This is a genomic window from Paenibacillus hemerocallicola (genome assembly GCF_006265175.1).
Classification (GTDB): domain Bacteria; phylum Bacillota; class Bacilli; order Paenibacillales; family NBRC-103111; genus Paenibacillus_AB; species Paenibacillus_AB hemerocallicola.
In genome coordinates this window covers 1,104-4,348 of sequence record NZ_VDCQ01000139.1, presented here as the reverse complement: position 1 = coordinate 4,348, position 3,245 = coordinate 1,104, and the positions used below count along the sequence as shown (strand labels likewise).

The following is a 3,245-nucleotide window of genomic DNA, read 5'->3' as shown; positions in this document are numbered from 1 at the left end:
CCTGCCAGTTGAGAAGCATCATCATCGAGAACCACCACCGCGGCGGCGGCGACTTCTTGCTGTGACAGCGTCAAACCATTCCAATCTATTGAAAAAAACGAGAGAAACAAGAAAAGAGTGAGCAAAATGGACATTTTTCGATTCCTGATCACAATACGCACCTCCATCATGGTTTAGATTCCAACAACCATATCGTTTGCGTTATTTCGTTGCTTTCAGATTGTCTTCAATATACTTATTCTCTTCTTCTTCTGCGGCACGCAATGCGGAATTGATGTCTGTTTTATTGTCTCGCACGTTATTGATATGTTTCGGTAATATGATGGCTCCCGCTTGTTGTGTAAACTTGTTGTACGAAGCCGCAGGAGCATATTTCGCCGGACTCATGGCGCTAATATTTTTGCCCTTAAACAGTTCGGAATTTTGACCAAAAGCCGCTTTAATCTGGCTGTTCTTTAAAGGCGTAGCCCAGGCGTTCTTGGAGCGTTCCATTTGGAAAGTATCCGACGTAAAGTACTCGATCGCCTTCATCGCAAGCTCCTTATTTTTGCTTATGTTCGATACGAACAAATAATCGGGATAGGGCTGAAAGCCAACATTTCCTTTCTCCGGGAGTACGGGAGCCGGGGCCAAATCCCACTCCAAGCCTTTATAAAGGTCCGGCGTATTATACGTTTGGGATCCCGGAATCCACATCGCCAAATTTCTATTCTCGAAAAACATTTTCGCCCCATCCGTAGCAAGTCCCGGCGTATCCGAAAGTTCATATTGACGCAGCCACATTTCAATCATTTTCTTGCCTTGATCATTATTGAATATCGCCTTGTTCGTCTTGGAATCGACATATTCCAGCGAAAATGGATTCCTTCTGAAAAAAGTGTTGTGCAAGCGTACGCCGTAAAATTGCTTGCCACTATCCATTCGAGTCACTTTATTGGCCAGTGCATACATCTCATCCCACGTCCACTGGCCATGGGGCGGATAACTGACACCAAACTGATCAAATATACCTTTGTTATAAATGATCTGTGTCGGGCTATCCTGCAATGGCAAGCCGATCAGCTTGCCATTGCCCAACGTTCTGTTCATATCAATAAACTCCGGAGCAAACCGATTTAAATCCACATTATTTTGTTTGATCAACGGTTCAATGTCCATAGACAAGTTATAAGGCTCAATATAAGCGAGGTAACTATAATTGGCGGAAAGAATAACATCAATGGGCTGTTTGTTAACAATCAGTCCCTCTATGGCTTTCGTGTTAGCTGCCGCAAGATTAATTGTTTTTGGAATAATATAGGGGTACTTCTTCTGCAGCGGTTCCCCAAACTCTTTCATAAACGTGGCTTCATCCCACCAATATGTACTGGTGCTCAGAAAATACACCTCTGTCGGCTCCTGAGGAACTGCCGGTGTCTTCAATTCTTCCTCACCGGATTTACTTCCTCCGCATGCAGCGAGCAAACCGATGGACGAGATCATGATGCAACTCAACATGAATGAATTCCTTCTTTTTGACATGGCAATTCCCCTTTAGAAAATAATTTGAACCCTATTTTGGTCGTGGTTGTACCTTCATTGCATGCGCTTACATAATTCCGACTAGGACAGTCGCACATTTAATGACTGTCGCCAACATTGCCGTATTAATCCCGGGTTAGAAACCTGACTTCATTTTGTTTCCCCTCTCCTATTCGTCATTCACACTCACAACCAGTATGGTGGTTATACCATTATACTGAAAATGATACCCATTCATGGATTGCACGTCAACACTTATTTATTCTGTCTTCATTTTATGATACGATCACCCTATTAAAATAATTGGATGTGTGAGATATGGATCTAGCCGAGAAAACAACACTGCCGCAAATCGTGTGTGAGCGGATAAAGTTATATATAGTGGAACATGAGCTCAAGGCTGGAGATAAGCTTCCTTCCGTGAATCGATTGATCGATACGCTGAAGGTCAGTCGCTCCGTTGTCCGTGAGGCGCTGAAAATGTTGGAGACGCTTGGGGTATTGCGGATTCACGCGGGAGGTGGGATTTTTTTGGAAGTCCCCTCTTTTAAGCCATTTATGGATCAGGTATCCTTTCATTGGAAACATAATGAGCAGAGGATCAAGGAGCTTATCGCTACACGGAGGGCTTTGGAGCTCTGTGCCGTCGAGATGGCTATCGAGCATTATGATCTCTATTTGTTGGAACAGTTGGAACTTGCAAACAAGCAAATGGAGCAGAGCATTACAAAAAGAAAACTTCCGGTAGAGGAAGATCTGGCGTTTCATCGAGCACTTTTCAAGGCGACGGGCAACCAAACATTTTTCGAATTAAGCGATGTGGTAAGCGAATTTTTTAACCAAGTTAGGGAGCGACATTTCGTCAATGTCAGAAATACGATTATCTCCTTAGAGGAGCATAAGCAAATTGTAGAGCAAATCCGAAAAAAGAATGTGGACGAAGCGAAAGCGATCATGAAGAAGCATTTGTCAGTCCTGGATATGTTGATTCCGAACAAAATAGAATAGTAATTACCAGAATGTCAAAAAAGGAATTCAGTATAAAGGATGAGTTTAGATCCACCGGTTACCAAACGTGAATCTTGCTCATCCTTTTTAAATGCTGCTGGTTTTTTATTAAACTATCGTTCCTCGTTTGAGCGGTGAAATAATATCGTGATATTGTCCTTCTTTAGGATCGATGATGACGACCCACTGTTCTGGTTCTACATCGAGCTCGTGAGTGCAATATTCTAAAGCTTCTTCAATAGTTTCAAACCACAAGTTAGCATAGCAACTCTTGTCTTCTTGAGTATCATACAAAAAGACGTAAACGCCGTTCTCTGATTCGTAGATCATTACTTTTTTTGCATTATCAACTTGTTCTTTAAGAAGGGCGTACATCCTCATTTCAATCACCCCTATATGGTATTTATCAATATTTTATCATCCCCAGTGTTATTCTCCCATATTGAGCAAATCTACCAGTTATCTCAAACATTTTTAGTAAAAGAAGTATCCCCCGCTCACTATGTCGAGGGTGAAGGATTTGGCTCTTGCAATGGCGAATCTATCTGTCGGAGGTGAGACCACTGAAGCAGATTAAGTCCAACATCGAACTCCATACAGCCGCAATCGATGGACGGTCCGTAGTCGTATTTCTGAGCAACAAATTAATCGATAGCGGCGTGATCGAAGAAGTAACGGAACGGGCCGTAAAGATAAAGGGTGAATATTACCCGCGA

General features: G+C 42.7%; 4 protein-coding genes. 2 read left to right on the top strand and 2 right to left on the bottom strand.

The window, feature by feature from the left end:
- Positions 1-201: 201 nt before the first annotated feature.
- Positions 202-1,521 carry an ABC transporter substrate-binding protein gene (locus FE784_RS40370; RefSeq protein ID WP_139607953.1) on the bottom strand — a complete coding sequence of 440 codons (1,320 nt, stop codon included), beginning with the start codon at positions 1,519-1,521 and terminating at the stop codon, positions 202-204.
- Between the two features lie 318 nt (positions 1,522-1,839).
- Here FE784_RS40370 and FE784_RS40365 point away from each other — a divergent pair, with 318 nt between their 5' ends.
- Entirely contained in the window at positions 1,840-2,529 is a 690-nt protein-coding gene (locus tag FE784_RS40365) for a FadR/GntR family transcriptional regulator (protein WP_139607952.1), read from the top strand.
- Between the two features lie 108 nt (positions 2,530-2,637).
- Here FE784_RS40365 and FE784_RS40360 read toward each other — a convergent pair whose 3' ends face one another.
- Positions 2,638-2,910: a hypothetical protein gene (locus FE784_RS40360; RefSeq protein ID WP_139607951.1), complete on the bottom strand. Its 273-nt coding sequence runs from the start codon at positions 2,908-2,910 to the stop codon at positions 2,638-2,640.
- A gap of 146 nt (positions 2,911-3,056) precedes the next feature.
- Here FE784_RS40360 and FE784_RS41745 point away from each other — a divergent pair.
- Positions 3,057-3,245 (top strand): hypothetical protein (locus tag FE784_RS41745; RefSeq protein WP_218103895.1); only part of this gene is annotated, 189 nt, incomplete at its 3' end.

Coding starts and splice junctions, on each gene's coding strand:
- FE784_RS40365 (WP_139607952.1), top strand. CDS start 1,840: ATGGATCTAGCCGAGAAAACAACACTGCCGCAAATCGTGTGTGAGCGG.
- FE784_RS40370 (WP_139607953.1), bottom strand. CDS start 1,521: ATGTCAAAAAGAAGGAATTCATTCATGTTGAGTTGCATCATGATCTCG.
- FE784_RS40360 (WP_139607951.1), bottom strand. CDS start 2,910: ATGAGGATGTACGCCCTTCTTAAAGAACAAGTTGATAATGCAAAAAAA.